The organism is Stenotrophomonas sp. WHRI 8082, from assembly GCF_040223995.2.
Lineage (GTDB): Bacteria > Pseudomonadota > Gammaproteobacteria > Xanthomonadales > Xanthomonadaceae > Stenotrophomonas.
In genome coordinates this window covers 522,516-545,427 of record NZ_CP167826.1, presented here as the reverse complement: position 1 = coordinate 545,427, position 22,912 = coordinate 522,516, and the positions used below count along the sequence as shown (strand labels likewise).

The following is a 22,912-nucleotide window of genomic DNA, read 5'->3' as shown; positions in this document are numbered from 1 at the left end:
CACGGATGCTGACCCTTGTCCTGGTGGTGATCTTCACCGCTCTCGTCTTCGAGTTCATCAACGGCTTCCACGATACGGCGAACTCGATTGCCACCGTGGTGGCGACCAAAGTGCTGTCCCCGGGCTGGGCAGTGATGATGGCCGCCTTCATGAACCTCATCGGCGCGCTCACCGGCACCGCCGTCGCGCTGACCATCGCCTCGGGCCTGCTCAACACCAACGTGGTCGACGTGACGCCGCAGGTGATCCTGTGCGCGCTGCTGGGCGGCATCATCTGGAATCTGATCACGTGGTGGAAGGGGCTGCCTTCCTCGTCGTCCCACGCGCTGATCGGCGGTCTGTGTGGTGCAGGCCTTGCGGCCGCGCAGAACAACTGGGATGCGCTGATCTGGTCGGAACGGCTCGGCAGCTGGGCGCAGAACAAGGGCCTGCTGTGGAAGGTCTTCGTGCCGATGATCACCTCGCCGGTGGCGGGTTTCCTGCTCGGCATCCTGGTGATGCTGCTGCTGTGGGCGCTGATTGCGGCCCTGGCCAAGGTCGGGGGTGCGATCGGTCGCCTGGCGCGTCCGCGTTTCGTCAACATGTTCTTCGGCAAGGCGCAGATCGTCTCGGCGGCCTACATGGGCTTCGCCCACGGCCACAACGATGCGCAGAAGACCATGGGCATCATCGCGATGACCTTGATCGGTGCCGAAGCCACGGGCGCCTTGAACGACCTGCCGTCCTTCCTGGCGTTCATGCACCCTGACGCGAGTGCCGGCGACGGCATCGCGATGTGGATCGTGTTGACGTGTGCGGTGGTGATGGCGGCCGGTACGGCGTCGGGCGGCTGGAAGATCATCAAGACGCTGGGCCACAAGATGGTCAAGCTGCACCCGATCCATGGCTTTGCGGCGGAAACCAGCTCGGCAACGGTGCTGACGGTGGCCGCGCACTTCGGCATGCCGGTGTCGACCACGCACAGCATCTCCACCGCGATCATGGGCGTGGGTTTTGCCAAGAACCCGCGTTCGCTGCGCCTGGGCGTGATCGAGCGCATCGTGTGGGCATGGATCCTGACCATCCCCGCTGCAGGCGGTTGCGCCTACCTGATCCTCAAGCTGTTCGAGATGATCGGCTGGGCCTGACGGCTGGTACCTCGCTGATGGAAACCGCCGAGCATGGCTCGGCGCTACCGGGTCCACCGCGGCACAAAAAAACGCCGGCCCTCGAGGCCGGCGTTTTTGTTCAGGCTTCCAGCGACGCCAGGTCGCCCTTGGTCTCCAACCACCCCTTCCGGTCCGATGCCCGCTTCTTCGCCAGCAGCATGTCCATCAGCGAATGGGTCATCTCGCCGTCGTCGATGGTCAGCTGCACCAAGCGGCGTGTATCGGGATGGATGGTCGATTCGCGCAGCTGCGGCGGGTTCATCTCGCCCAGGCCCTTGAAGCGGGTGACACTGATCGCGCCCTTGATCTTCTCGCGCTCGATCTTGTCCAGCATGGTGCGCTTTTCTTCTTCATCCAGCGCGTAGAACACCTGCTTGCCCACGTCGATGCGGAACAACGGCGGCATCGCCACGAACACGTGGCCGGCATCGACCAGCGCCGGGAAGTGCTTCAGGAACAGCGCCGTAAGCAGGGTCGCAATGTGCAGGCCGTCGGAATCGGCGTCGGCCAGGATCACCACCTTGCCGTAGCGCAGGCCGCTGATGTCGTCCTTGCCCGGGTCACAGCCGATCGCGATGGCCAGGTTGTGTACTTCTTCCGACGCCAGCACGCTGTTGGACGACACTTCCCAGGTGTTCAGGATCTTGCCGCGCAGCGGCATGATCGCCTGGAAATCCTTGTCACGCGCCTGCTTGGCGCTGCCGCCTGCGGAGTCACCCTCCACCAGGAACAGCTCGGTGCGGGACAGGTCCTGGCTGATGCAGTCCGCCAGTTTGCCGGGCAGGGCAGGGCCCTGGGTGACCTTCTTGCGGACCACCAGCTTTTCCGTCTTCAGGCGGGCGCTGGCGCGCTCGATGGCCAGCTGCGCAATCCGCTCGCCCATCTCCACGTTCTGGTTGAGCAGCAGGCTGAAGGCGTCGTGGGCGGCGCCCTCGACGAAACCGGCGGCCTGGCGCGAGGACAGGCGTTCCTTGGTCTGGCCACTGAACTGCGGGTCGGTCATCTTCACCGAAAGCACGAAAGCCACGCGGTCCCACACGTCTTCCGGTGCCAGCTTGACGCCACGCGGCAGCAGGTTGCGGAAGTCGCAGAACTCGCGCAGGGCTTCGGTCAGGCCGGTGCGCAGGCCGTTGACATGGGTGCCGTGCTGGGCGGTCGGGATCAGGTTGACGTAGCTTTCCTGGACCAGCTCGCCCTCCGGCATCCAGGCAACGGCCCAGTCGGCGATCTCGTTCTCTTTCTTGACGTGGCCGACGAACAGGTTGGTCGGCAGCATTTCGCGCTCGCCGAGCTCGACCTTCAGATAATCGCGGAGGCCATCTTCGTAATGCCAGGTATCGACCTCACCGGTCGCCTCGTCGGTCAGCTTCACGGTCAGGCCCGGGCACAGCACCGCCTTGGCGCGGAGCAGGTGCTTGAGGGCACGTACGGCGAACTTGGGGGTGTCGAAGTACTTCGGGTCCGGCCAGAAGCGCAGGCGCGTGCCGGTGTTCTTCTTGCCCACGCTGCCCACTACTTCCAGCGGCGAGGCCAGGTCGCCGTTGCGGAAGGTGATGCGGTGCTCGGCGCCTTCGCGCTTGATGTGCAGCTCCACCAGGGTGGACAGCGCATTCACCACGCTCACGCCCACGCCATGCAGGCCGCCGGAGAAGGTGTAATTGTTGTTGTTGAATTTGCCGCCGGCATGCAGGCGGGTCAGGATCAGCTCCACGCCCGGAATCTTTTCTTCCGGGTGGATGTCCACGGGCATGCCGCGGCCGTCATCGCTGACCTCCACGCTGCCGTCCTTGTACAAGGTGATCTCGATGGAACGGGCGTGGCCGGCCAGCGCTTCGTCCACCGAGTTGTCGATCACTTCCTGCGCCAGGTGGTTCGGGCGGGTGGTGTCGGTGTACATGCCGGGGCGGCGCTTGACGGGGTCAAGGCCGGACAGGACTTCGATATCGGCGGCGTTATAGCGGGCGTTCATCTATATTTCAAAGCGTTGGAGCGACGCGCAAGTGTGCGGTCTGGGCGGGTATTTTGCACGCCTGCGGTTCATCTGGCAGGGCCGGCGGGGCGCTAAAATGGCCACAGCTGGGAAAAGGACGCCAGCACCCCCCGTTTCCGGGTCGATACCGCGAGGAGGACTCCATGAAGAAGCTGCTTACCATCGCTGTCATCGCTGCTGCCGTGGTCGCCGTGCCACTGGCAATGGCGCAGAACGCACCGCCGCAGGGTGATCAGGCCAACGCCGCGCAGGCCGAGGCGGACGCCAAGGCCAAGCGCCGTGCGCAGGCCAACGCGGAACTGAAGGCCAAGGGCCAGCAGACGCCGCCGCGCGAGGAAGAAGAGGAAGAGGCGCGCAAGAAGCGCTGACGTCCGCTGTTTCGGTAACCAGGCCCCGGCATTGCCGGGGCTTTCTTTTTGGCCGGTTGACGGCGCCCCCTTGGGCTTGGGCGCTTCAATCTGTAAACTATCGCTTTCCGGGAGTAGTGCGTGTCCACCATCAGCGATTGGACTGGCAAGGCCATGCATGGCGGCCAGCAAGGCTGGGCGCAGGTGACGGTCTCCATGACCGGCACGGCCAAGCTGACCTCGCACGATGGTCATCGCACCGCCCACTCCCTCGCTGCTCCAGCGAACCGGAAAACCCCCTTCCAGCCCACCCCCTGCCCCTCGGGACAGGGGAGTGCGGCCGTTTTCCAATTCAATACAGGATGCTTGCAGCCATGACTCCCTTGATTTTCGTAACCGGCGGCGTGGTGTCCTCGCTCGGCAAAGGCATTGCCGCCGCGTCACTGGCCGCCATCCTCGAGGCGCGTGGCCTGAAGGTCACGATGATGAAGCTCGACCCGTACATCAACGTCGACCCGGGCACCATGAGCCCGTTCCAGCACGGCGAGGTGTACGTCACCGATGACGGCGCCGAGACCGACCTGGATCTGGGCCATTACGAGCGCTTCGTGCGCACGCGCCTGAGCCGCAAGAACTCGGTCACCACCGGCCGCATCTACGAGAACGTGATCCGCAAGGAGCGTCGCGGCGACTACCTTGGCGCCACCGTGCAGGTCATCCCGCACATCACCGACGAGATCCGTCGCTGCATCGATGAAGCGACCGAAGGCTTCGACGTGGCACTGGTGGAGATCGGTGGCACGGTCGGCGACATCGAGTCGTTGCCGTTCCTGGAAGCAATCCGCCAGGTGCGCACCGAGCGCGGCCCGGAAAAAGCCTTGTTCATGCACCTCACCCTGGTGCCCTACATCAGTGCTGCCGGTGAGCTGAAGACCAAGCCGACCCAGCATTCGGTGAAGGAACTGCGCTCGATCGGCATCCAGCCGGATGTGCTGCTGTGCCGTTCCGAGCAGGCAGTGCCGGATTCGGAGCGTCGCAAGATCGCCCAGTTCACCAACGTCTCCGAGCGCGCGGTGATCAGCGTGCCGGACGTGGACGTGCTGTACAGCATCCCGATGGGCCTGCATGCGCAGGGCCTGGACGACATCGTGGTCAACCAGTTCAAGCTGGCCGACAAAGTCGGTCCGGTGGATCTGTCGATGTGGGAAGACGCGGTGGATGCCACGCTGAACCCGCTCGATGCGGTCACCATCGCCGTGGTCGGCAAGTACGTCGACCATCAGGACGCGTACAAATCCGTTGGCGAAGCGCTCAAGCACGGTGGCCTGCGCCAGCGCACCAAGGTCACCCTGAAGTGGCTGGAAGCACAGGAGCTGGAAGGCAGCGACATGTCCGCGCTGGCCGATGTCGACGGCATCCTGGTGCCGGGTGGCTTCGGCGACCGCGGCTTCGAAGGCAAGGTGCTGACCTCGCAATACGCCCGCGAGCACAAGGTGCCGTACTTCGGCATCTGCTACGGCATGCAGGCTGCGGTGGTGGATTACGCACGCCACGTGGTCGGCCTGGAAGGGGCCAACAGCACTGAGAATGACCGCCAGTCGCCGAACCCGGTGATCGGCCTCATCACCGAATGGCGTACCGCCACCGGCGACGTTGAAAAGCGCGACGACAAGAGCGACCTGGGGGGCACGATGCGCCTGGGCCTGCAGGAGCAGCGCCTGAAGCCGGGCACCCTGGCCCGCGAGCTGTATGGGCAGGACGTAGTGTCCGAGCGTCATCGCCACCGCTACGAGTTCAACAACCGCTACCGTACCCAGCTGGAAGACGCCGGCCTGGTGATCGCCGGCAAGTCGATGGACGACACGCTGGTGGAAGTGGTCGAGCTGCCGCGCAGTGCACATCCGTGGTTCCTGGCCTGCCAGGCGCACCCGGAATTCCTGTCCACGCCGCGTGCGGGGCACCCGTTGTTCATCGGTTTCATCCGGGCCGCGCGAGAGCGCAAGGCCGGTGGCCAGCCGCTGGCCGAAGCAAACGCCTGACTTGCAGCGGGGGCGAGCCGCCCCCATCTTCGGCACTGAAAACCCTGCTGCCTGCCGGCCCTGTCGGCACCGCGCAACTACCAAGGAAATGCCATGAAACTGTGTGGATTCGAGGTCGGGCTGGACCAGCCCCTGTTCCTGATCGCCGGCCCCTGCGTGATCGAGTCGATGCAGCTGCAGCTCGACGTTGCCGGCCGTCTGAAGGAAATCACCGGGCGGATGGGCGTCAACTTCATCTTCAAGTCGAGCTTCGACAAGGCCAACCGTACCTCCGGCACGTCCTTCCGTGGCCCGGGCCTGGAAGAAGGCCTGAAGGTGCTGGCCGAGGTGAAGAAGCAGATCGGCGTGCCGGTGCTGACCGACGTGCACGAATACACCCCGATGGACGAAGTGGCCTCGGTGGTCGATGTGCTGCAGACCCCGGCCTTCCTGGTCCGGCAGACCGACTTCATCACCAAGGTCTGCGCCGCTGGCAAGCCGGTGAACATCAAGAAGGGTCAGTTCCTGTCCCCTTGGGACATGAAGCCGGTGGTGGAGAAGGCCAAGGCGACCGGCAACGAGCAGATCATGGTCTGTGAGCGCGGCGCCAGCTTTGGTTACAACAACCTGGTCAGCGACATGCGCTCGCTGTCGGTGATGCGCGATACCGGCTGTCCGGTGGTGTTCGATGCCACCCATTCGGTGCAGCTGCCGGGCGGGCAGGGCAACAGCTCCGGTGGCCAGCGCGAGTTCGTGCCGGTGCTGTCGCGTGCCGCGGTCGCGGTGGGCGTGTCGGGGCTGTTCGCCGAGACCCACCCGGACCCGTCCAAGGCATTGTCCGACGGCCCGAACGCCTGGCCGCTGGACCGCATGGAAGAACTGCTTGAAACCCTGATGGAGCTCGATGCCGTGACCAAGAAGCACGGGTTCTCGCGCTTCGCATGAGTCAGGACCCGTGGGCGGCGCTGGATGCGCGCCGCCAGCGGCGGCACTGGCGCCAGTGGCCCTGGGGCTGGACGGCGTTGGCGCTGTCCATTGCGGCCTGGATCTGCCTGTTCGCGCTGGCATTCCTGGTGGCGGCCAGCGTCGGCATGCCCGGCGACGGCGACCATGCCATGCGCGCCACCCGCGTTCCCCTGTTCATCACCGTGGCGTTTGGCGGGTTGGTGGTGATCGGTTGCCTGATCGCCAGCGTGCTTTCGCTGCGCTTGCCGCAACGGCCAGCAGGTGGTGCCGCAGCGCTTGCGTTGCTGACGCTGCTGGTGGCCTGCCTGGCGTTGCCTGCGCTGCTGCCCTGAACGCTGCGCGGGGTGGCGTCACCGGTGCCCTGCGCGCCGATTTGGCATCTGACCGGTGTGCGGGGATAATCACGCGGCATTCGTTTTTGTCGCATCCCTCTACAAACAGGTAACCGGCCAGCCCATGAGTACGATCCGCAGCATCCACGCCCGTGAAATCCTCGACAGCCGTGGCAACCCCACGCTGGAAGCCGACGTCATCCTGGAGGACGGTTCGTTCGGTCGTGCCGCCGTGCCCTCCGGCGCCTCGACCGGCACCAAGGAAGCGGTGGAGCTGCGTGACGGCGACAAGACCCGCTACCTGGGCAAGGGCGTGCGCAAGGCCGTGGAGAACATCAACGGCGCGATCGCTGGCGCGCTGACCGGTTTCGATGCCGCCGACCAGGAAGGCCTCGACCGCCGCCTGATCGATCTGGACGGAACCGAGAACAAGGGCCGCCTGGGCGCCAACGCGCTGCTGGGTGTTTCCATGGCCGCCGCGCATGCCGCCGCTGCTTCCAACAAGCAGGCGCTGTGGCAGTACCTGGCCGGCAAGACCGGCGTCACCCCGTCGTTGCCGGTGCCGATGATGAACATCATCAACGGCGGCGCGCACGCGGACAACAACGTGGACTTCCAGGAGTTCATGGTGCTGCCGGTTGGCTTCACCTCGTTCTCCGAAAGCCTGCGTGCCGGTACGGAAATCTTCCATTCGCTGAAGTCGGTGCTGAAGGGCCATGGTCTGAGCACGGCGGTCGGCGACGAAGGCGGTTTCGCGCCGGACTTCCGCAGCAACGTCGAAGCGCTCGACACCATCCTCGAAGCGATCGGCAAGGCCGGCTACACCGCCGGTGAAGACATCCTGCTCGGCCTGGACGTGGCGTCCAGCGAGTTCTACGAGAACGGCAAGTACAACCTGGTGGGCGAGAACAAGCGCCTGACCTCGGATCAGTTCGTCGACTTCCTGGCCGACTGGGCCGCGCAGTACCCGATCATCACCATCGAAGACGGTCTGGCGGAGAACGATTGGGCAGGCTGGAAGCTGCTCACCGACCGCATCGGCAAGACCGTGCAGCTGGTGGGCGACGATCTGTTCGTGACCAATCCGCGCATCTTCAAGGAAGGCATCGATTCGGGCACCGCCAACGCCATCCTGATCAAGGTCAACCAGATCGGCACGCTGAGCGAAACGCTCGAAGCGATCGCCATGGCCGACCGTGCCGGCTATGCCGCCATCGTGTCGCACCGTTCCGGTGAGACCGAAGACACCACCATCGCCGACATCGCCGTCGCTACCACGGCGACCCAGATCAAGACGGGTTCGTTGTGCCGCAGCGACCGCGTGGCCAAGTACAACCAGCTGCTGCGCATCGAAGAAGCGCTGGGTGCCGGTGCGCGCTATGCCGGTCGCGACGCTTTCGTTTCGCTGAAGCGCTGATCCCATGCGCAACTGGCGGTGGGTGCTGTTGGCGTTGGCCCTGCTGCTGGCATGGTTGCAGTACCGCTTCTGGTTCGGCCCGGGCAATTCAGGGGAAGTGATGACCCTGGAGGCCCAGGTCGAGCACCAGAACCGCGATAACGACGGTCTGCAGCAGCGCAATGATGCGCTGGCTGCGGAAGTGCAGGACCTCAAGGACGGCCAGGCCGCCATCGAAGAGCGCGCGCGCAGCGAGCTGGGCATGATCAAGCCCGGCGAGAAGTTCTACCGCGTGGTGGAAGATGCGCCGGTGGCCCCGGTGCGGGCGCCTGCCGCAGTACCCGTAGTCGAGCACCCGGCGGACGTGCCATGAGCGCGGCGATCTGGGTGGTGGTGCCTGCCGCCGGTCGGGGTGCGCGCTTCGGCGCTGCCCTGCCCAAGCAGTACCTCGAGGCTGGCGGGCAGAGGGTGATCGCGCACACGCTGGACGCCTTGCTGGTGCACCCGGCCGTGGCCGGCGCGATGGTGGTCATCAGCCAGGATGATGTCGACTGGCCAGGCTGGACCGAATGGGCGGGCAAGCCGGTGTTGACCTGCGTTGGCGGCGCTACCCGCGCGGACTCCGTGCTGGCGGGTCTGCAGGCCCTGCCGGACAGCGTGCGTGCCGATGAGTTCGTGCTGGTGCACGATGCGGCGCGACCGAACCTGGCACTGGTCGACCTCAGCCGCTTGTTGGAAGTAGGGCGGGCCGATCCGGTGGGCGCGATCCTGGCCGCACCGGTCCGCGACACGCTGAAGCGTGCAGGCGATGACGGTGGCATCGATGGCACCGAGCCGCGTGCACGGTTATGGCGTGCATTGACGCCGCAGCTGTTCCGCCGCCATCAGCTCAGCCGCGCGCTGGCCGAGGCCGCCGCTGCCGGGGTCGAGGTCACCGACGATGCCATGGCCATGGAGCGCCAAGGCCAGCGCCCGCTGCTGGTGGAAGGCAGCGAGGACAATTTCAAGGTCACTACGCCGTCCGACCTGGACCGCTTCGAATTCGTACTCTCCCGTCGCGCCGGCTGATCCAGCCGCGCGTGGCATTGCAAAGGCATCACCCATGACCACCCTTCCTTTCCCGCCTGTCCGCATCGGCCAGGGTTACGACGTCCATGCCTTCGGCGAGGGCGACCACATCATGCTGGGGGGCGTGCGCGTGCCGCACAGTGCCGGCGTGCTCGCACACAGCGACGGCGACGTCATCCTGCACGCGCTCTGTGATGCCATGCTGGGTGCCCTGGCGCTGGGCGACATCGGCCAGCATTTCCCACCCAGCGACGAGCGCTGGAAGGATGCCGACAGCCGTGATTTCGTCATCCACTGCGATGCGCTGCTGCGCTCGCGTGGTTGGCAGGTCGGCAACACCGACATCACCGTGATCTGCGAGCGCCCGAAGGTCGGGCCGCATGCGATGGCCATGCGCGAGCGCATCGCCGAACTGCTGCAACTGCCGCTGGATGCAGTGAGCATCAAGGCAACCACCTCGGAGAAGCTGGGGTTCACCGGTCGCAGCGAAGGCATTGCCGCCCAGGCCATCGTACTGCTGGTGGCGGCATGATTCCGTTGCCGCTGGCCTTCGGTGCGCCGCTGTTTTCCAACGCCCGCATCCGCACCACGCCGGAAGATTTCCAGGTAGACGAGCTGCCTGCCTTCGAGCCGACCGGCGAGGGCGAACACCTGCTGCTCGAGATCCGCAAGCGCGGTGCCAATACCGTGCACGTGGCCACGCTGCTGGCGAAATGGGCGGGACTGCCGGAAATGGCAGTGAGCTTCGCCGGGATGAAGGACCGCCATGCGGTGACCACGCAGCGTTTCAGCGTGCACCTGCCCAAGCGCGTGGCCCCCGACCTGGCGCTGCTGGCCAGCGACGAAGTAGAGGTCGTGTCGTCGACCTGGCACAACCGCAAGTTGCAGCGTGGGGCACTGGCGGGCAACCGCTTCAAGCTGGTGCTGCGCGAGGTGGACGGCGATCCGCAGGCCATCGACGAACGGCTGCAGCAGATTGCCGTGCGCGGCATTCCCAACTGGTTCGGTGAGCAGCGGTTCGGCCGTGACGGTGGCAACGTACCGGCGGCGCTGGCGATGTTCGGTGGCCGCCGCATGCGCAAGGACCAGCGCTCACTGCTGCTGTCGGCTGCCCGCTCGGCGCTGTTCAACCGCGTGCTGGCCGCGCGCGTGGAGCAGGGCAGCTGGGATCAGCCGCTGGACGGCGAAGTGTGGATGCTGGACGGCAGCCGCAGCGTGTTCGGCCCGGAAGCCTGGACCGACGTGCTGGCCGAGCGCCTGGCGCGTTTCGACATCCATCCCAGCGGCCCGTTGTGGGGTGCCGGCGAACTGCGCAGCACCGATGCCGCACGCGAACTCGAACTGGCCGCGATCAGCGACGAGGAGTCGCTGGCGCTGCGCGCAGGGCTGGAAGCGGAAGGACTGAAGCACGAGCGCCGCGCCCTGCGCCTGCGTCCGGCATTGCTGCAGCACCAGTGGCTGGAAGAAGGCGTGCTGGAGCTCAGCTTCGCCCTGCCGCCGGGCTGCTACGCGACGGCCGTCCTGCAGGAACTCGGCCCCGTCAGCTGAAAAAAGGGGACGGAGGGGATTAAGTAAAAAGGGGACGGAGGGGGTTAAGTCGCATTTGGCCCACGCGTGGGCCAAATGCGACTTAACCCCCTCCGTCCCCTTTTTGAGCGACTTAATCCCCTCCGTCCCCTTTTTTTGCTCTACCGCGCCAGCAGTACCAGCACCGCGCCGGTGCCGCCTTGGCCGGCGGGGGCCGAGTGGAAGGCGAGGATGTCGTTGCGCAGCCGCAGGTGCCGGTCGACCAGGTTCTTCAGCACCGGGGCGCCGCCGTCGGCCTGCAGGCCCTTGCCGTGGATGATCCGGACGCAGCCGTGGTCGTGGGCGTGCGCTTCCAGCAGGAACTGGCGCAGCAGGGTTTCGGCCTGGGCGGCCGTGGCGCCGTGCAGGTCCAGCTCGTCCTGTACCGAGTACTGGCCTTTCTTCAATCGTTGGAACATGCGCGGGGGCAGGTTGTCACGGCGGTAGCTCAGCGCGTCGCCGGCATCCAGCGGCGGCCCTGCCCGCAGCAGGCGGGCGAACTCCCCCAGTGCTTCCTGATCGTCGCGTTCGGCCATGCGCGCACGCGGGCGCGGCTTCGGCGCGGCCGGAGCCGGCTCGCTGACCTTGCGCAGCGGCGTGATCTCGCCGATGGCCGAGCGGAACAGTTCGGCAGGATCTTCGTCATGCGGATGCGACATGCTCACAGATTACCGCATGCGGCCCCGGCCATGAGCGCTGTCCAATGACCCATGGCAGGGTAGGCCATGGGGGCGGCTTGCGGCACAATACAGAACGCACTTGCGAGGTTGCGGCATGCGCCGGGGGGAGCGCCGCGACATGTCCATGTCAGCAGTGATGGAAGCAGAAGTCTTGAACGATCAAGTGGTTAAAACGCAGATGCGGGTCCTGGTCAGCAACGATGACGGCGTCGACGCCCCCGGTATCGGCATGCTGGCGTCTGTCCTGCGCGAAGCGGGCCATGAGGTCACCGTGGTGGCGCCCGACCGTGATCGCTCCGGTGCCAGCAATTCGCTGACGCTGGACCTGCCGATCCGCGTGAAGCGCCTGGACCCCTCCACCGTCTCGGTCGCCGGTACGCCTACCGATTGCGTGCACTTGGCGCTAACCGGCCTGCTGGACAACGAGCCGGACATGGTGGTTTCCGGCATCAACAACGTGGCCAACCTGGGCGACGACGTGATTTATTCCGGCACCGTGTCCGCCGCGATGGAGGGCCGCCACCTGGGCCTGCCCGCGGTCGCGGTGTCACTGGTGAGCCGCAACCATGAGCCGAAGCATTTCGAGACGGCGGCGCGAGCGGCAGTGGAGATCGTCGCGCAGTTGAAGGCCGATCCGTTGCCGGCCGACACCATTCTCAACGTCAACGTGCCCGACCTGCCCTGGGACGAAGTGAAGGGATTCGAGGTCACGCGTCTGGGCAACCGCCATCGCGCCGAAGGCTGCATCGCGCAGAAAGATCCGCGCGGCAACACGGTGTACTGGATCGGACCGGCCGGTCGTGAACAGGATTCCGGTCCCGGCACCGATTTCCATGCGTTACGTACCGGCTTCATCTCCATCACGCCGATCCAGGTCGACCTGACCCGTTACCAGGCGCTGGAGAACGTTGCCAGCTGGGTAGGTGGGCTGACTGCCGCGCTGGGCCGACCGGCATGAGCCAGCGCCTGCGCCTGCAGCCGGAAGCCGTCGGCATCGGCATGACCTCCCAGCGGGTGCGTGACCGACTCGTCGAGCGTCTGCGTGAGGCGGGCATCGTGGACGAGGCCACCCTCAACGCCATCCGCGTCGTGCCGCGCCACCTTTTCATCGACGAAGCGCTGGCTTCGCGTGCCTATGAAGATACGGCGCTGCCGATCGGCCATGGGCAGACCATTTCGCAGCCGTGGGTCGTGGCGCGGATGACCGAGGCGGTGCTGCAGGTCGCACCGAAGAATGTGCTGGAAGTCGGCACCGGTTCTGGGTATCAGGCGGCTGTGCTCGGTGCCGTAGGCCTGGAGGTGTTTACCGTGGAGCGGATCGGCGACCTGCTGCGCCAGGCGCGCAAGCGCTTCCGTTCGCTGGCGATGAACATCCGTACCAAGCACGATGACGGCCGCGTGGGCTGGCCGGAGCATGGCCCGTACGATGCGATCGTGGTGACTGCTGCAGCGCCTGCGTTGGTCGACGCGCTGGTGGAGCAGCTGGCGGTCGGTGGCCGCTTGGTCGCGCCGGTCGGCGGCCCGGGCGCGCAGTCGCTGGTGCAGTTGGACCGGCTGGAGGATGGCAGCATCACGCAGTCCGTGTTGGCGCCGGTCACCTTCGTCCCGTTGCTGTCTGGCATGCTTGACTGAATTTCACGGAGCAGGGCATTCATGAAGATCTTTGGGCCGCTGTACGAGCGGGCGTTGAAGTGGGCCAACCATGAGCGGGCACCGACCTACCTGACGGTGCTGAGCTTCATCGAGGCGATCATTTTCCCGGTGATGCCGGAAGTGATGCTTGCCCCGATGTGCGTTGCCCAGCCCAAGCGCGGCTGGTGGTTCGCCACGCTCAGCCTGTCCGGCTCGATGGTCGGCGCGGTGGTGGGCTATGCGCTGGGTCACTTCGCCTACGAGGCGGTCAAGCCGTTGCTGGATACGATGGGCATGCTGCCGGGCATCGAACGCGGTATCGCGATCGTGCAGGAAAAGATGGCTGATTCGCCGTGGGCGGTGTTCACGTTCCTGGTGCTGGGCGGCTTCATGCCGATCCCGATGAAGGTCTTCACATGGGCGTCGGGTATCGTCGGTGTTCCGATGCCGCAGTATCTGCTGAGCATGCTGATTGGTCGCGGCAAGCGCGTATTCGTGCTGGCCGCCGTCATCCGCATCGGTGGAGCGCGCGCTGAAGCGGCGTTGCGTCGCTGGATTGAACCGCTGGGCTGGATCGCTACTGCATTGGTAGTGGCGATGGTGGCTTGGCTTGTATGGAGGTCGAAGTTCGCATGAGTGCTGATTGTTTGAACAGGGGGTTGCGCCTGGGCGCGCTGGCCATGGCGCTGTCCGCGCTGACCGCGTGCGGCACGGCCACCGTGGTGCGTCCGTCCGGTGGGGGGAGCGGTGGGGCCTCGTCCACGCCGAAGACCTCGGTGGCGCAGCCGGGCAAGACCGTGCGCGTACAGAAGGGCGATACGGTCTACGCCCTTGCGCGCATCCACAGCATCACGCCCTCCGACCTGATTGCCTGGAACAGCCTGTCCAATCCCTCGACGATCTATCCGGGGCAGATCATCCGGCTGTATCCGCAGGGTGCGGGCGGCGGTCGGGTGCCGACCACGGTGGTCACGGCGCCGCGGCCTTCGGGTGGCACGACGACCACGACCACGCCGGTGTCCACGGTGGCCCCGGTGCGCAGCAATGTCAGCTGGCGCTGGCCGGCCGACGGCGCGGTCGTGGGCCGCTACGTAGCGGGTGAAACGACCAAGCAGGGCGTAGACATCGCCGGCACCAGCGGACAGGCGGTGAAAGCTGCCGCCGATGGCGTGGTGGTGTATTCCGGTGCCGGTCTGGTGGGCTATGGCGAGTTGATCATCGTCAAGCACAACGAGCAGTGGTTGTCGGCCTATGGTCACAACCGCAAGCGCCTGGTCAATGAAGGACAGAGCGTGAAGGCCGGTCAGCAGATCGCCGAGATGGGCCGCACCGGTGCGAACCGGGACATGCTGCATTTCGAGATCCGCTACAACGGCAAGCCGGTCGATCCCCAGCAGTACCTGCCAGCGCGCTGAGGTGTCGCGCCGAGGGCGCGGATGCCGAGTTGGTTGTGGGGTTTGGCAGCGGGCAGGTGCCGGCGGGACAGATGGGACCCGCCGCAAGTACGTCCCTGTAGGCTCGTTTCCGCCCATCCATGGGCTCCAACGGTCCCATCTGCCCCGCCGGCACCCGCCTTCGACACATCCCCTCGGCGGGGTAAGAAAGAAAAGCAAAGCAAAGCGAAGCAAAGCAGCCGATCGTTGGATCGGCTTTGTTTTGCTTTTGCTTTTTTTCTTTTTCCCCGGCCACCGGCGGACTGTCGGGGCGAGGGGGAAGGGCGCTGGGCGGGACCTTGAGCGGCAGGAGCCGCGAAGAGCTACACGGACGTACTTGCGCGTGTCCCGCACAGGGGCGTTCCCCCTCGCCAAACACAGAACCCATGGCCGAAAGCCGCTCTCAGCGGCCAACCCTCATCGCTCGAGAATGAACGCGGCGGCGACCTTGCGGCCTTCGCCGGCGAGGATGTTGAACGTGCGCGCGGCGGCCGGGTTGTTCATCACTTCCAGGCCGATACCGCGCGACAGGCACGTGGCCATCAGCTGCGGTGACGGAAATACCTGACGGGCACCCGTGCCCAGCACGATCAGCACCGGCTCCAGTGCCAGGATCTGCTCCAGATGGGCGACCGTCAGCGCGGCCACCGAAGCGACCGGCCAGTCCTCCACCAGCACTTGGGGGGTGACGATGAAGCTGCTGGCCAGCTCGCGGTCGTTGATGCGCGCCGAATGACCATCCGCACCCCGCAGGGTGTAGGCGTAATCAGGCGCTTCGTGACTGAGTTGCATACGGGGACGGGGCTCCGATCAACCGCGCGGAAGCACGATCTGGCGGTTTTCCTTGCTCGGGCGGTACAGCACGGCGACGTGGCCGATGCGCTGCACCAGGGTGCTGCCGGTCGTGGTCACCAGCTCGGCGATCATGGCGTCGCGGGCTTCGCGATCTTCCGCACCCACCTTCACCTTGATCAGTTCGTGGCGCTCCAGCACCTCTTCCAGCTCGGCCAGGAAGGCCGGGGTCACGCCTTTGCCACCAATCTGGAGCAGGGCTTTGAGGTCGTGGGCTTGGCCGCGAAGAAAACGGGTCTGGGATGCGGTCAGGGCAGTGGACATGCAGGAAAGCGCTGTGACTTGGGGGGTTCAGGGTATCATGGCGACCCCACCCGGCTGTATTTACTATGGTTTCCCGCAGCAAGAGCAGCCAGCGTTGGCTGAAAGAACACTTCTCCGACCCCTATGTGAAGAAGGCGCAGGCCGAGGGCATGCGCTCGCGCGCCGCCTACAAGCTGGAAGAGCTGCTCGAACGTGACCGGCTGCTGAAGCCGCACATGCTGGTCGTGGACCTCGGCGCGGCGCCCGGTGGCTGGTCGCAGCAGGTCCGCCGGCAGATGGGCGATACCGGTCGGGTGTTCGCACTGGACATCTTGGAGATGCCGCCGCTGGCCGGCGTGGACTTCCTTCACGGCGACTTCAGGGAAGAAACCGTCCTATCGCAGTTCGAGGCAATGGTCGGTGAGCAGCCGGTGGACCTTGTGCTCTCCGATATGGCCCCCAATAAGAGTGGAATGGATGCGGTGGACCAGCCGCGGATGATGCACCTGGCAGAGCTGGCCATGGATTTCGCCGACAACCACCTCAAGACCGGTGGGGCATTCCTGATCAAGCTGTTCCAAGGGGTAGGCTTTGACGACTACGTGCGTGAAATGCGCCGGCGGTACGACAAGGTCTCCATCCGTAAGCCGGACGCCTCACGCAAGCGCTCCCCCGAGGTCTATGCCCTCGGACAAGGCAAGCGCGCCACGATCAAGTAAGCTCGACACGCAAGCAGTACCCACGCGCCACCCAGCACAAGAGGAATACCGGAGCCAATGAGGATGAACGACTTGACCAAGAACCTCCTGCTATGGGTGGTCGTCGCCGTCGTGCTGATGGTGGTATTCCAGAGCTTCTCGCCCAAGACCAGTGGTGCGGGCGCTCCGGGTGCCACGTATTCGCAGTTCCTGGACCAGGTGGACAGCGGCACGGTACAGAAGGTGACCTTCGCCGGCGACATGCGCGGCGGCACCAACGAAATCACCTACACCACCCGTGGCGGCCAGACCTCCACCATCACCGCGCCGTTCGATCGCGACCTGATCAACGTGCTGCGCACCAAGAACGTGGAAATCGTCCAGCAGGAGCCGTCCAGCGGCATCTCGCTGGGCGCCATCCTGATGAACTTCCTGCCGGTCATCCTGATCATCGGCTTCTGGCTGTTCATCATGCGCCAGATGCAGGGCGGTGGCGGCGGCGCCAAGGGCGCCATGTCCTTCGGCAAGTCGCGGGCCAAGCTGCAGGGCGAAGACCAGGTCAAGGTCACCTTCGCCGACGTGGCAGGCTGCGACGAGGCCAAGGAAGAAGTCGGCGAACTGGTCGACTTCCTCCGCGATCCGTCGAAGTTCACCAAGCTGGGCGGCAAGATCCCGCGCGGCGTGCTGATGGTCGGCCCGCCCGGTACCGGCAAGACGCTGCTGGCGAAAGCCATCGCCGGCGAAGCCAAGGTGCCGTTCTTCTCGATCTCCGGGTCGGACTTCGTGGAAATGTTCGTCGGCGTCGGCGCCAGCCGCGTGCGCGACATGTTCGAGCAGGCCAAGAAGCACGCGCCGTGCATCATCTTCATCGACGAAATCGACGCCGTCGGTCGCCATCGTGGCGCCGGCCTGGGCGGCGGTCATGACGAGCGCGAGCAGACCCTCAACCAGTTGCTGGTCGAGATGGACGGGTTCGAAGGCGGCGAAGGCGTGATCGTCATTGCCGCGACCAACCGTCCGGACGTACTGGATCCGGCGCTGCTGCGTCCGGGTCGCTTCGACCGTCAGGTCGTGGTCGGCCTGCCCGACGTGAAGGGCCGCGAGCACATCCTCAAGGTGCACATGCGCAAGCTGCCGCTGGCCGACGATGTCGTACCGATGGTAATCGCCCGCGGTACGCCTGGTTTCTCCGGTGCCGACCTGGCCAACCTGTGCAACGAGGCCGCCCTGTTTGCCGCGCGCAACAGTGAGAAGGAAGTCCGCATGGACCACTTCGACCGTGCCCGCGACAAGATCCTGATGGGTGCCGAGCGTCGCTCGATGGCCATGAGCGAAGAAGAGAAGACGCTCACCGCCTACCACGAGGCGGGCCACGCCATCGTCGGCCGTCTGGTGCCCGAGCATGATCCGGTCTACAAGGTCACGATCATTCCGCGCGGTCGTGCGCTGGGTGTGACCATGTACCTGCCGGAAGGCGACAAGTACTCGATCAACCGCGTGGCGATCAATTCGCAGCTGTGTTCGCTGTACGGTGGTCGCGTGGCCGAGGAGCTGATCTTCGGTGCGGACAAGGTCACCACCGGTGCCTCGAATGACATCGAGCGTGCCACCAAGATGGCCCGCAACATGGTCACCAAGTGGGGCCTGTCCGAGACCCTCGGTCCGATCGCCTATGGCGAGGAAGACGACGAGGTATTCCTGGGCCGTTCGGTCACCCAGCACAAGAGCGTATCCAACGATACCGCGCGCCGCATCGATGAAGAGGTGCGCAGCATCCTGGACAAGGCGTATGCCCGTACCACCGAGCTGTTGACCGCCAACGTCGACAAGCTGCACGCGATGACCCAGCTGCTGCTGCAGTACGAGACCATCGACGCGCCGCAGATCGACGCCATCATGGAAGGCCGCGATCCGCCGCCGCCGATGGGCTGGGCCAAGTCGCCGAACAACAGCGACAACAAGGATGGCGGCAACAATGACAAGGGCGGTGACGCCCGTCCGGTGCCGCCGATCAGTGGGCCGGCCGAGCAGATCTGATCCGCCAAGCGTGATCGTGCAGGAAAAGGCCGGGGAAACCCGGCCTTTTCCGTTCATGTGTTCCGTGCACGGGGCGGGCCGGTGCGGGACAATAGGACGACGTTCCTTCCACCCCCGGATGCCTCATGTCGACGCCCCCTCCCGAGCCGATTTCCCACACCACCGAAATGGTCATCGCCACCGTCGTCGGCGTGGCCGTCGGGTTGGGCATGGACAACCTGCTGCTGGGCTGCGGGGTCGGTATCGCGCTGGGTATCGTGCTGAGCATCGGCAAGACGCTGTACGTGGATCGCAAGCGCCGCAAGCGCTGACTCCCCCTGCTGGTCGCGCCGCGGTATGCCAGGCGGATCGGTTGAATTTCCTGTTCGCGGCCAGCGGCCGTCACTACGCCCGAGGGTCCGCCATGTTCGATATCTCCCCCCAGCTTGATTGCGCCGGTCGTGTTCTGCGGCTGGACCGTGCGCAGGTGATGGGTATCGTCAACGTCACCCCGGATTCTTTCTCCGACGGCGGCGCACACGACAGTACCGACGCCGCGGTAGCCCATGGCCTGAAACTGGTGGAAGAAGGAGCGGACCTCCTCGATATCGGCGGGGAATCCACCCGCCCCGGCAGTGCGCCGGTGTCGCTGGAGGAAGAACTGCGCCGGGTACTGCCGGTCATCGAGCAACTGGCGGCGCGCACCGCTGTGCCGATCAGCATCGACACCTTCAAGCCGGAGGTGATGCGTGCCGCCGTCGCTGCGGGCGCCGGCATGATCAACGACATCCATGCGCTGCGTCAGCCTGGCGCGCTGGAGGCCGCGGCGGATACCGGCGTGCCGGTGGTGCTGATGCACATGCAGGGCGAGCCCGGCAGCATGCAGGCCGACCCGCGGTACGACGACGTGGTGGCCGAGGTACATCGTTTCCTCGTGCAGCGGCTGTTTGCCGCCGAAATGGCAGGCATCGCCAAGAAGAACCTGATCGTCGATCTCGGTTTCGGCTTTGGCAAGACGCTGGAGCATAACCTCACGCTGTTGGCCCGCTCGGACCGCTTCATCGAACTCGGCGTGCCGATGCTGGCCGGTTTGTCGCGCAAGCGCATGCTGGGCGAGATCACCGGCCGCGACGTACCCGCGGACCGGCTCGCCGCCTCGGTGGCGGCGCACGTGATCGCCGTGCAGCGTGGCGCGCGCATCGTGCGCGTGCACGACGTGGCGGCCACGGTGGATGCCCTGAAGCTGTGGCAGGCGGTGCAGGCCGTGCCTGCCGTGCGCAAGGACGCCGCGCCGAGCATCCGTTGGCCGGACGAAGACTGATGGCCATCGATCGGCGGCCACTTGCCATCGCGGTGATGGGCCCGACCGCCAGCGGCAAGACCGCGACCGCGATCGCGCTGGCCCAGCAGCTGGATGGAGAAATCGTCAGCGTCGATTCGGCGCTGGTGTATCGCGGGCTGGATATCGGGTCGGCGAAGCCCGATGCCGCCGAACGCGCGCAGGCGCCGCATCACCTGCTGGACCTGTGTGACCCGTGGCTGGCGTTTTCGGCCGCCGAGTTCGCCACCGCCGCCCGCCGCGCCGTGGATGACATCGTCGCGCGCGGCAAGCTGCCGATCCTCGCCGGTGGCACCGGGCTGTACTTCCGCGCGCTGCTGGAAGGGCTGTCGCCCATGCCGCCCGCCGATGAGGCCACCCGGGCGGAGATCAGCGCGGAGGCGGCCGAGCGCGGCTGGGCGGCCCTGCATGCTGACCTGGCGAAGATCGATCCGCAGGCCGCCGCACGAATCCACGCAACGGACCCGCAGCGTATCCAGCGGGCGCTGGAAGTGCATCGGCTGACCGGCCAGCCGATCAGCCACTGGCAGCGCCAGCCGGGCGAGGGCAGGTTGCCGCTGCGGACGCTGAAGCTGGTGCTGGCGCCACAGGATCGCGCTGTGCTGCACCGGCGCATCAAACAGCGCTTCGACGCCATGCTGGCGCAAGGCTTCCTGGATGAGGTGCATGCGCTGCGCGCGCTGCCCGCCTTGGCCGCCGTGCCCAGCCCGTTGGATCTGCCCGCCGTGCGTGCGGTGGGCTACCGCCAGGCCTGGGAGTTCCTGGATGGCCACGTGGATGCGGCCGCTTTCCGTGACAAGGCGATATTCGCCACACGCCAGCTGGCCAAACGGCAACTGACCTGGTTGCGCGGGGAACTTGATGCGCGCTGGTTCGATCCCCATCTAGAACATCAGCGGATGGCTGCAGCGGTCTCCGCCTTCGTCCCGTCCTGAAAGCGTCCCGTGCGCCTGCCGTGTACCATCGGCAAGTCGGTGGTTGGCTGGGGGGCCGTGGTAGCTGCCGACACCCATAAAAACAATAATCAGGAGTTAGCCATGTCCAAGGGGCAATCGCTGCAGGACCCGTTTCTGAATGCACTTCGGCGCGAGCGCGTGCCGGTCTCGGTGTATCTGGTGAATGGCATCAAGTTGCAGGGCACGATCGAATCGTTCGACCAGTTCGTGGTGCTGCTGCGCAATACCGTCAGCCAGATGGTCTACAAGCACGCCATTTCCACGGTGGTGCCAGCGCGTAATGTGAAGATGGGCCCGGGCGGCGGTCTTGTGCAGTCCAACGAGGACGGCCAGCAGGCAGGTGATGACTCAATTGAATAACCTTGGAGTGGTTCGTGTTTGATCGCTCGAAAAAGGGCGAAAACGCCCTGTTGATCCAGCCCCATATGGGCAAGCTGGAAGAAGACGTGCTGGAAGAGTTCGGTGACTTGGCACGCTCGGCGGGTGCCAGCATCGCCGCCACCATCACTGCACGCATCGACCGGCCCAGTCCGTCGACGCTGATCGGCAGCGGCAAGCTGGAAGAAGTGAAGGCGGCGGCCGATGCAAGCGGTGCCGACCTGATCCTGGTCAACCATGCGTTGAGCCCGGGCCAGGAACGCAACCTGGAGAAATTCCTGGAGCGCCGGGTGATCGACCGTACCGGTCTGATCCTGGATATCTTCGCCCAGCGCGCTCGCAGTCATGACGGCAAGCTGCAGGTCGAGCTTGCCCAGTTGCGGCATATGTCCACGCGCCTTATCCGTGGCTGGACCCACCTGGAGCGCCAGCGCGGTGGTTCCATCGGCCTGCGCGGCCCGGGTGAGACGCAGCTGGAAACCGATCGCCGCCTGCTGCAGAAGCGCGTCGAACAGCTGCAGAAGCGCCTGGAAAAAGTGGAAGTGCAGCGCACGCAGATGCGTCGTGCGCGCCTGCGCAGCGAGCTGCCGCGCGTGGCGCTGGTGGGCTACACCAACGCCGGCAAATCCACGTTGTTCAATGCGCTGACCGGTGCGGACGCTTACGCGGCCGACCAACTGTTCGCCACGCTGGATCCCACCGTGCGCCGCATCGTGCTGCCCGGCGGCAACGTGGTGCTGGCCGATACCGTCGGCTTCGTGCGCGACCTGCCGCATGACCTGGTGGCGGCGTTCCGTTCCACATTGTCCGAGGCGCGCGACGCCGACTTCCTGCTGCATATCGTCGATGCCGCCGATCCGCACCGCGAAGAACGCATCGCGCAGGTGGACGAGGTGCTGACCGCCGTGGGGGCAGGTGATCTGCCGCAACTGCTGGTCTTCAACAAGATCGACCGCATCGACGGGGCCGACGTCCGCCACGACGGCCAGGATGGCGTGCCGGACGAGTCGCGCCGCGAACGCGTGTGGATTTCCGCGCGCGATGGGCGCGGCCTGGAGCTGTTGCAGAGCGTACTGGGCCAGCGCCTCGGCCTGCAGCATGTGACGGCTGAGCTGCGTCTGCCGCCCTCTGCGGGACGATTGCGGGCCAAGCTGCATCAGCTGGAGGTGGTGGGCGAGGAAGTGAGCGATGAAGATGGCTGGTTGCTGCAGGTCAACATCCCGATCGCCGAGGCGGAGAAACTCGCCGCCGGTGAAGACGGTGCTCCGATCCGCGCGCTGCTGCCCGAGAAACTGCCGGAGTGGTAGCGTGGGCTGCCCCCTTGCCGCAGGATCGCCATGACCGTTCCCACTGATGACATGCTGGCCACCCTGGCCAGCGAACTGGGCCAGACGCTGCGGCTCGCCCAGCTGCAGCTGGTCACCGCCGAAAGTTGCAGCGGCGGCTGGATCGCCAAGTGCATGACCGATATCGCCGGCTCGTCGGCGTTCTTCGACTGCGGGATGGTGGTGTACAGCTACGAAGCCAAGCAGCGCCTGTTGGGTGTCCGTGCGCAGACGCTGGAAGTGTTCGGTGCGGTCAGTCGCGAGACCGTGCTGGAGATGGTATCCGGTGCCCTGATCAATTCCGGCGCTGGAGTGGCGATCGCCGTGACGGGTATCGCCGGTCCTGGCGGTGGCAGCGATGACAAGCCGGTCGGCAGCGTCTGGATCGGCTGGAAGCGGCGCGGCGGCTACGCGCAGGCACAGCTGTTCCATTTCCACGGCGACCGCGACGCGATCCGTCGGCAGACCGTTTCGGCGGCGTTGCACGGGATGCTCGCCCAGCTGTGAGATGCTGGCCGCTCACTCGGCA

At 65.8% G+C, this 22,912-nt stretch carries 26 protein-coding genes; 22 read left to right on the top strand and 4 right to left on the bottom strand.

Translation table 11 applies throughout. The features are described 5' to 3' along the window. Positions 1-5: 5 nt before the first annotated feature. Complete coding sequence (locus ABRP17_RS02405) at positions 6-1,127, top strand: inorganic phosphate transporter (protein WP_188324432.1); 1,122 nt, start codon at positions 6-8, stop codon at positions 1,125-1,127. A gap of 100 nt (positions 1,128-1,227) precedes the next feature. Here the strand turns inward: ABRP17_RS02405 and parE are convergent, their stop codons facing one another. Then, positions 1,228-3,117, bottom strand: a complete 1,890-nt coding sequence (gene parE, locus ABRP17_RS02400) for a DNA topoisomerase IV subunit B (RefSeq protein WP_188324431.1) — start codon at positions 3,115-3,117, stop codon at positions 1,228-1,230. A gap of 164 nt (positions 3,118-3,281) precedes the next feature. On the opposite strand from parE, the gene ABRP17_RS02395 reads away from it, so the two are divergent. The 9 genes from ABRP17_RS02395 to truD all read left to right on the top strand — a co-directional run bounded on the left by ABRP17_RS02395 (position 3,282) and on the right by truD (position 10,813). Further along, positions 3,282-3,506: a hypothetical protein gene (locus tag ABRP17_RS02395; RefSeq protein WP_188324430.1), complete on the top strand. Its 225-nt coding sequence runs from the start codon at positions 3,282-3,284 to the stop codon at positions 3,504-3,506. A 353-nt stretch (positions 3,507-3,859) separates the two neighbouring features. Continuing rightward, positions 3,860-5,524 carry a CTP synthase gene (locus ABRP17_RS02390; protein WP_188324429.1) on the top strand — a complete coding sequence of 555 codons (1,665 nt, stop codon included), beginning with the start codon at positions 3,860-3,862 and terminating at the stop codon, positions 5,522-5,524. A 93-nt stretch (positions 5,525-5,617) separates the two neighbouring features. Next, positions 5,618-6,448, top strand: coding sequence for a 3-deoxy-8-phosphooctulonate synthase (gene kdsA / locus ABRP17_RS02385; RefSeq protein WP_188324428.1), 831 nt, complete (start codon positions 5,618-5,620; stop codon positions 6,446-6,448). After that, complete coding sequence (locus ABRP17_RS02380; RefSeq protein WP_349986473.1) at positions 6,445-6,801, top strand: hypothetical protein; 357 nt, start codon at positions 6,445-6,447, stop codon at positions 6,799-6,801. Before kdsA ends, ABRP17_RS02380 begins: the two co-directional genes overlap by 4 nt. A 124-nt stretch (positions 6,802-6,925) precedes the next feature. Continuing rightward, positions 6,926-8,218 carry a phosphopyruvate hydratase gene (gene eno, locus ABRP17_RS02375; RefSeq protein WP_188324426.1) on the top strand — a complete coding sequence of 431 codons (1,293 nt, stop codon included), beginning with the start codon at positions 6,926-6,928 and terminating at the stop codon, positions 8,216-8,218. A 4-nt stretch (positions 8,219-8,222) separates the two neighbouring features. Next, on the top strand, positions 8,223-8,570 hold the full coding sequence (gene ftsB, locus ABRP17_RS02370) for a cell division protein FtsB (protein WP_188324425.1): 348 nt from the start codon (positions 8,223-8,225) through the stop codon (positions 8,568-8,570). Then, on the top strand, positions 8,567-9,265 hold the full coding sequence (gene ispD / locus ABRP17_RS02365; protein WP_188324424.1) for a 2-C-methyl-D-erythritol 4-phosphate cytidylyltransferase: 699 nt from the start codon (positions 8,567-8,569) through the stop codon (positions 9,263-9,265). The genes ftsB and ispD overlap by 4 nt, the downstream gene beginning before the upstream one ends. Before the next feature lie 34 nt (positions 9,266-9,299). Next, on the top strand, positions 9,300-9,797 hold the full coding sequence (ispF, locus tag ABRP17_RS02360) for a 2-C-methyl-D-erythritol 2,4-cyclodiphosphate synthase (RefSeq protein WP_188324423.1): 498 nt from the start codon (positions 9,300-9,302) through the stop codon (positions 9,795-9,797). Next, positions 9,794-10,813, top strand: coding sequence for a tRNA pseudouridine(13) synthase TruD (truD, locus tag ABRP17_RS02355; RefSeq protein WP_192093819.1), 1,020 nt, complete (start codon positions 9,794-9,796; stop codon positions 10,811-10,813). Before ispF ends, truD begins: the two co-directional genes overlap by 4 nt. A 140-nt stretch (positions 10,814-10,953) precedes the next feature. Here the strand turns inward: truD and ABRP17_RS02350 are convergent, their stop codons facing one another. Beyond that, positions 10,954-11,490 carry a Smr/MutS family protein gene (locus ABRP17_RS02350; RefSeq protein WP_188324421.1) on the bottom strand — a complete coding sequence of 179 codons (537 nt, stop codon included), beginning with the start codon at positions 11,488-11,490 and terminating at the stop codon, positions 10,954-10,956. Between the two features lie 199 nt (positions 11,491-11,689). Between ABRP17_RS02350 and surE the strand changes: the two genes are divergently transcribed. Genes surE through ABRP17_RS02330 form a run of 4 tightly spaced genes read left to right on the top strand, consistent with a single transcriptional unit; the run spans position 11,690 to position 14,558 of the window. Further along, positions 11,690-12,469, top strand: a complete 780-nt coding sequence (gene surE, locus ABRP17_RS02345; protein WP_349986760.1) for a 5'/3'-nucleotidase SurE — start codon at positions 11,690-11,692, stop codon at positions 12,467-12,469. After that, positions 12,466-13,143, top strand: coding sequence for a protein-L-isoaspartate(D-aspartate) O-methyltransferase (locus ABRP17_RS02340; RefSeq protein WP_188324420.1), 678 nt, complete (start codon positions 12,466-12,468; stop codon positions 13,141-13,143). The genes surE and ABRP17_RS02340 overlap by 4 nt, the downstream gene beginning before the upstream one ends. Positions 13,144-13,164: 21 nt before the next feature. Further along, on the top strand, positions 13,165-13,779 hold the full coding sequence (locus tag ABRP17_RS02335) for a YqaA family protein (RefSeq protein ID WP_192080526.1): 615 nt from the start codon (positions 13,165-13,167) through the stop codon (positions 13,777-13,779). Further along, positions 13,776-14,558, top strand: coding sequence for a peptidoglycan DD-metalloendopeptidase family protein (locus tag ABRP17_RS02330; RefSeq protein WP_188324418.1), 783 nt, complete (start codon positions 13,776-13,778; stop codon positions 14,556-14,558). The genes ABRP17_RS02335 and ABRP17_RS02330 overlap by 4 nt, the downstream gene beginning before the upstream one ends. A gap of 435 nt (positions 14,559-14,993) precedes the next feature. Here ABRP17_RS02330 and ABRP17_RS02325 read toward each other — a convergent pair whose 3' ends face one another. Next, positions 14,994-15,368 carry an Mth938-like domain-containing protein gene (locus ABRP17_RS02325; RefSeq protein ID WP_188324417.1) on the bottom strand — a complete coding sequence of 125 codons (375 nt, stop codon included), beginning with the start codon at positions 15,366-15,368 and terminating at the stop codon, positions 14,994-14,996. An 18-nt stretch (positions 15,369-15,386) separates the two neighbouring features. Beyond that, entirely contained in the window at positions 15,387-15,692 is a 306-nt protein-coding gene (gene yhbY / locus ABRP17_RS02320; protein WP_188324416.1) for a ribosome assembly RNA-binding protein YhbY, read from the bottom strand. Positions 15,693-15,757: 65 nt separating this feature from the next. On the opposite strand from yhbY, the gene rlmE reads away from it, so the two are divergent. The 8 genes from rlmE (at position 15,758) to ABRP17_RS02280 (ending at position 22,890) form a co-directional block, all read left to right on the top strand. Continuing rightward, entirely contained in the window at positions 15,758-16,390 is a 633-nt protein-coding gene (gene rlmE / locus ABRP17_RS02315; protein ID WP_188324415.1) for a 23S rRNA (uridine(2552)-2'-O)-methyltransferase RlmE, read from the top strand. A gap of 63 nt (positions 16,391-16,453) precedes the next feature. Further along, positions 16,454-18,406, top strand: a complete 1,953-nt coding sequence (ftsH, locus tag ABRP17_RS02310) for an ATP-dependent zinc metalloprotease FtsH (protein ID WP_188324414.1) — start codon at positions 16,454-16,456, stop codon at positions 18,404-18,406. A gap of 125 nt (positions 18,407-18,531) precedes the next feature. Continuing rightward, positions 18,532-18,717 (top strand): hypothetical protein, encoded by a 186-nt coding sequence (locus ABRP17_RS02305; protein ID WP_188324413.1) that lies wholly within the window; start codon positions 18,532-18,534, stop codon positions 18,715-18,717. Positions 18,718-18,809: 92 nt separating this feature from the next. Continuing rightward, positions 18,810-19,706 (top strand): dihydropteroate synthase, encoded by an 897-nt coding sequence (gene folP / locus ABRP17_RS02300; protein WP_349986755.1) that lies wholly within the window; start codon positions 18,810-18,812, stop codon positions 19,704-19,706. After that, the gene (miaA, locus tag ABRP17_RS02295) at positions 19,706-20,659 is read left to right on the top strand and encodes a tRNA (adenosine(37)-N6)-dimethylallyltransferase MiaA (RefSeq protein ID WP_349986753.1); all 954 of its coding nucleotides are present in this window, start codon (positions 19,706-19,708) and stop codon (positions 20,657-20,659) included. The genes folP and miaA overlap by 1 nt, the downstream gene beginning before the upstream one ends. Positions 20,660-20,761: 102 nt before the next feature. Continuing rightward, positions 20,762-21,040 carry an RNA chaperone Hfq gene (gene hfq / locus ABRP17_RS02290; protein ID WP_188327310.1) on the top strand — a complete coding sequence of 93 codons (279 nt, stop codon included), beginning with the start codon at positions 20,762-20,764 and terminating at the stop codon, positions 21,038-21,040. 14 nt (positions 21,041-21,054) lie between these two features. Continuing rightward, entirely contained in the window at positions 21,055-22,365 is a 1,311-nt protein-coding gene (gene hflX, locus ABRP17_RS02285) for a ribosome rescue GTPase HflX (protein WP_188324411.1), read from the top strand. Between the two features lie 30 nt (positions 22,366-22,395). Continuing rightward, positions 22,396-22,890, top strand: coding sequence for a CinA family protein (locus tag ABRP17_RS02280; RefSeq protein WP_188324410.1), 495 nt, complete (start codon positions 22,396-22,398; stop codon positions 22,888-22,890). Positions 22,891-22,912 lie beyond the last annotated feature (22 nt).